5 protein-coding genes are annotated in these 4,617 nt (G+C 60.6%); 4 read left to right on the forward strand and 1 reads right to left on the reverse strand.

The window, feature by feature from the left end:
- The coding region (locus tag K2Y56_RS25120) for an alpha/beta hydrolase (protein ID WP_292514496.1) at positions 1-686 on the forward strand (686 nt) is incomplete at its 5' end.
- Between the two features lie 187 nt (positions 687-873).
- Positions 874-1,500 carry a DedA family protein gene (locus K2Y56_RS25125; RefSeq protein WP_292514499.1) on the forward strand — a complete coding sequence of 209 codons (627 nt, stop codon included), beginning with the start codon at positions 874-876 and terminating at the stop codon, positions 1,498-1,500.
- A gap of 32 nt (positions 1,501-1,532) precedes the next feature.
- Here the strand turns inward: K2Y56_RS25125 and K2Y56_RS25130 are convergent, their stop codons facing one another.
- Entirely contained in the window at positions 1,533-3,014 is a 1,482-nt protein-coding gene (locus K2Y56_RS25130) for a phospholipase D-like domain-containing protein (protein ID WP_292514502.1), read from the reverse strand.
- A gap of 430 nt (positions 3,015-3,444) precedes the next feature.
- On the opposite strand from K2Y56_RS25130, the gene K2Y56_RS25135 reads away from it, so the two are divergent.
- Together K2Y56_RS25135 and K2Y56_RS25140 are read left to right on the forward strand one after the other, a co-directional pair.
- Entirely contained in the window at positions 3,445-3,795 is a 351-nt protein-coding gene (locus tag K2Y56_RS25135) for a hypothetical protein (protein ID WP_292514505.1), read from the forward strand.
- 248 nt (positions 3,796-4,043) lie between these two features.
- Positions 4,044-4,490: a hypothetical protein gene (locus tag K2Y56_RS25140; RefSeq protein WP_292514507.1), complete on the forward strand. Its 447-nt coding sequence runs from the start codon at positions 4,044-4,046 to the stop codon at positions 4,488-4,490.
- The last annotated feature ends 127 nt before the right edge of the window (positions 4,491-4,617 follow it).

Raw genomic sequence — 4,617 nt, forward strand, 5'->3', positions numbered from 1 at the left:
TGGTGGCCGACATCAAATCGGAACGCTGGCCGGCTTCGCGTCGGAATGGGTGGCCGGCTTCCGTCGGAATCCGCAGCGAGCTCGCCGACGCGCTGGCCGTCTGGATGCAAGCGATGGGGGTGGAGCGTGCAGCCCTGGTCGGCAACTCACTCGGCTGCGAGGTGCTTGTCGAACTGTCAATCGTTCATCCCCAGCTCATCGACCGCCTTGTGTTGCAGGGACCGACCCCGGATCCGGAGGCGCGTGGCTTGATCCGGCAGATGATGGGCTTCTTCGCCATCGCAGCGTTCGAGCGGTGGTCACTCGCCTGGGTAGCGCTCACCGACTATGCCCGTGGCGGGATCAGGCGCTATATCCTGACTTTACGCAGCATGGTCGACAATCAGATCGGCCAGAAGGCGTGTCAGGTCAAACAGCCGACTCTCGTGGTTTGGGGCACACGCGACTACATCGTCCCCTATGCGTTTGTGACGCGCCTGACAGGCTTACTGCCTCGCGGCCGTCTGGCCGTCATTCCCGGTGCGGCGCACGGGATCAACTATTCGCATCCGGAGGCATTCACCGCTGTCCTGCTTCCCTTTCTCAGTGGCGCACCGCGCATGCCTGCCGCACCGAAACCAATTCCAGCGACTGGCGCGGGCTGCCGATCCATCAGCAGCCATCATGCCCCGGCAGCTGATAGTTGATGAACGGGTAGAGGCGGGCACTCACCTGGCTCCTAACGGACACTGTCCATAGGCATCCAACCGAGGCGTTGTGCCTGCGTGTCTGTCGCGCCGGGCAAAGTGCCTTAAAACGGTGAAGCCGCCGGCATTTTCCTATCGGTGTCGATGGGCACCCCCATCCATCCTTTAACACCATCCGAAAGACTTCATGTTTGATTGGATCGTAGATGTCCTGGCTCGAGCAGGCTACCTCGGCGTCGCGCTATTGATGCTCGCCGAAAACCTGTTTCCGCCGATCCCCTCCGAACTGATCATGCCCCTTGCCGGCTTTGTCGCCGCACGAGGCGATATGAGCCTTACCGGCGTCATCGTGGCGGGAACTCTCGGATCGGTGCTCGGCGCTCTTCCCTGGTACTGGGCCGGACGAAAGTTCGGTCCCGAGCGGCTCAAACGCTTAGCCGCTCGTCATGGCCGCTGGCTGACCGTATCGCCAAGGGAGGTCGACCGGGCGCGCACCTGGTTCGACAGACGGGGACGCATCGGTGTGCTCTTCGGGCGCCTCGTTCCCGCAGTCCGTACGCTCATCTCTGTGCCAGCGGGCTTAGCCGCCATGCCCATGCTCCCCTTCCTGATCTACTCGACCATCGGGACGTTGGTCTGGACCACGCTGCTCGCCTTGGCGGGCTACTGGCTTCAGGACCGTTACGAGCAAGTTTCCGCCTATCTCGATCCTGTTTCAAAAGGCATCGTCGGACTGATTGTCCTGTCGTACCTCTACCGCCTGATCACTTGGCGGCCTGATACGGCGAAGGCCGATGCTGAGCGATCGCAGTGAAGGCAGGACAATTCAGGCGATGAAGCGCGTGATCAGTGGCGCGCGGGCTCCTTACCCGTAACCACGACGCGTACTGCATCCACGGTCGATGAGATCAAAACCCCGACGTGGTGGCCGATGGGTTCCGGTCTGGCCGGGTCGAGGGCTTGATTTGCTGCAAGCGCGCGCTCGGCGGCTGAGATCGGCTCGGGAGTAAGCGGAACGAGCGTGCGCCCCGAGTCACGCCTAAGCGACTCGATCGCAGCTAATTGCGAACCGCTCTTACGGTTCTCGACGGTAGCCACATCGGCGCGTGTCGTACCGAGATGCTCGGCAAGAAGGTCATGTCGAACTTCACGAATGCTCTGCTCGATCCTGTTGGCGACGACGGTGTCGCCCGCGGCCTCGACTACAATGTCGCATTCTGTATCGAGGCCCATCGAGCGATTGTTGAGGTTCGACGAGCCAACCTTCAGGATCACGTCGTCGACGATCATGATCTTGGCATGTACGTAGATCGGTGTCGTTTTCGCGGTAGAAGGATAGTAAATCTTAAACCGGCCCGCATGGTCTGCTTCCTTGATCTGCTCAAGGACGAGGCTCCGTGCCGAGCCCATGACTTTCTCTTCCAGCCAGCCTTCAGCCGTCAGCGGATTGATAACCACAATCTCCGGCCCCTGCTTCTCTTGAAGACGCGCCACTATAGCTCGAGCTACGACGTCGGAAGCAAAGTATTGGCTCTCGATATAGATTAACCTCTGCGCTTTACCGATTGCGGCAAGAAGAAATGCCTCGATCTCGCGCGCCTCCCCCTCATCGCCGTGGTTAGGCTGCGACCGAGCGATACCGACATCAACATTTGTAAAGGTCAGCGGGAGTTGCCCAGGCCAGCGATCCTCGGATTGCCGTGATGGGGGTGTGAGGTTCTCTCCCGTCGCCTGCTTCCATCGTAGTCGTGCAAGATCACCGAGTGAACGGGCAGCCTCGCCATCGACGACGGTTGTTGCGTCGTGCCAGGGCGGCTGAGGGAACCCCCATGGGCTTGTACGACGGGCGTCCTCGTCGAGATGCTGGCGGGTGTCCCATCGTCCGACGGTGATATCGATGCCCCCGCAGAAGGCGATGGCGTCATCGATTACGACGATCTTCTGGTGATGGCAGGCTCCAATTGGATGGACGCGGTCGAGTTGCAGGTGGATGCGCTCGTCCGTCATCCAATCGAGGACGAACAGCGGCGTTGTCCCGCGGCCGAGCGTCTGCAGAAGGCCGAGGTCCCATTTGAGGACGTGGATGTCGAGCCCTGGCTTGCGGTCAACGAGGGCATTGATGAATGGCCCCAACTCGTTCGGCCATTCGCCATCCTCGTCGCTTGTCAACGTCACGCGGGTGTCGAAGTCCCAGCCGATGAGGAGAATACACTCCCGAGCCTGGATCATCGCACGCTTCAGAGTGGTGAAGTAGTCTGCGGCGTCGACGATAAGGGCGAAATGGTCGGCGCGAGTGATGCGCCAGCACGTCCGTCCGGGGTCGAGCATCGAGGTCATCCTTGCCGAATCTTGCACACTGGTCCTGCCTCTTGCCAAAGGATGTTCAAGCCTTCGATGAACATTCGGTCGATCTGCCAACCCGAGCCGGGCTCAAGCCTTCCAGGACGACATCGGGCCTTTTTGTTTGCCTACACGTCGCAACCTGTCGGAGTCATGAACCTGGCTCCGCCGGCTGGTCTTCTCCTTCGCGGCCAATCGTTCTGTAGCGATGCCGTGACACCGATGATGGTGAGACTCGGGTTCTGTCTGCATTCCGCCACTCCATACGTTCCGATGCCTGCTCCTCTCAGGATCATCTCCCCTGGCTGGCGGGTTGCAATCCCAGCGCATCGTTCGTGCAGCCAACGAAGATCGTGAGATCAGCAAGGCTGCGATGGATGCGGAAGGAAACGATACGGTAGCGACAGGGAGGTTCGTAATGGCCGACATTCAATCTCACGATCCGCTTGGGAAGTCGGCGGGGCAGCCGGGATCAACCAAGCCGCAGGCATCGAGCGGTGGCTCCGCAATAGCAGATCAAGCTCGCGAGACACTCCGAACTGCCACGGACCGCGCATCGGAGACGTGGGACGATGTTTCCAAGCGTGGCACCGATTACTATCGGCAGGGTAGCCGCCTGGTGGGCGATGCGGACAGCGCCACGCTGGCAAGCCTGTTTATCGCTGGCGGCATCGGGTTCGGCATCGGGTGGCTGGTCTTTGGGCAGCACTCCCGCTCAGGCGACTATGTAGCCCGACGCATGAGCCATAGCAGTGAGCGCGATCATTAATATGCGAACAGCGCGGGGGAGAGCCGTCGCTCCATCCTTCGCGCGCCTGCCTGGACGACGAGCCGCCTGCATTTGCCCACGCTCTCCGCCGTAAACTAATGAGGCACGCTCTTAACTCCTTTTTCAAGCTATCCTGTGAAGTGCTTGGTAAGCCAGCGTTAACGCTGTGCAGGCACCGTCGTGAATCTGATCGTTCAGCTGTTCGGACCAGACGGATCCGCCCAGTTGCGAAGGGAAGCACACGGCTCATGCCTCGCCTGTTGGAACTGCTACGCTGGAAACTGCAGGTGCTTTTTGCCTGGACGCCAACACGCGCCCAGGTGCTGCCGCTGATCCTGGGGATTTACGCCGTCGCAGGTTGGGGAGCCTATGCGAACAAAGCATCAGCAAGCCGCGATCTCACGACTCAGGTGAGCCTGCTTCAGACGGAGCTAAGCGCATCGGTGGGCCGCCAGAAAGTTCTGGAGCAGGCCAACATCGACCTTTTGCGTGAGTGGCAAGGCAAACTTGCCTCGGTCCGCGAAGAGCTAAGCCAAACCGCTGCGGCCCGCGATGCAGCCAGGAGCCTGCTTGCCGGCTCACAACGCGAACGTGTCTCTTCGAAGAGGCGCCTCGATCAGGCTCGTGATCGCGTGTCAGAGACGGGAAGCATCGGACCCGCCGAGCCGTCGAAGAAGGCTGCAAATAAACCTTAGCGCTCGCCATAAGGTCAGCCTTCAGTGCTATGAACTCGGACCCACGCTGATGGCCTGCCCCCTGAAAAGTGGTCCTCCCTGAAGTAGGCTTTCGAGCCTTTGGAGGATGCCAGGAATGCCGAGGAAG

The organism is Methylobacterium sp. (genome assembly GCF_019745455.1).
GTDB lineage: Bacteria > Pseudomonadota > Alphaproteobacteria > Rhizobiales > Beijerinckiaceae > Methylobacterium.

Excerpts from the sequence above, each read along its gene's own strand:
- K2Y56_RS25125 (WP_292514499.1), top strand. The coding sequence starts at position 874 with ATGTTTGATTGGATCGTAGATGTCCTGGCTCGAGCAGGCTACCTCGGC.
- K2Y56_RS25130 (WP_292514502.1), bottom strand. The coding sequence starts at position 3,014 with ATGCTCGACCCCGGACGGACGTGCTGGCGCATCACTCGCGCCGACCAT.
- K2Y56_RS25135 (WP_292514505.1), top strand. The coding sequence starts at position 3,445 with ATGGCCGACATTCAATCTCACGATCCGCTTGGGAAGTCGGCGGGGCAG.
- K2Y56_RS25140 (WP_292514507.1), top strand. The coding sequence starts at position 4,044 with ATGCCTCGCCTGTTGGAACTGCTACGCTGGAAACTGCAGGTGCTTTTT.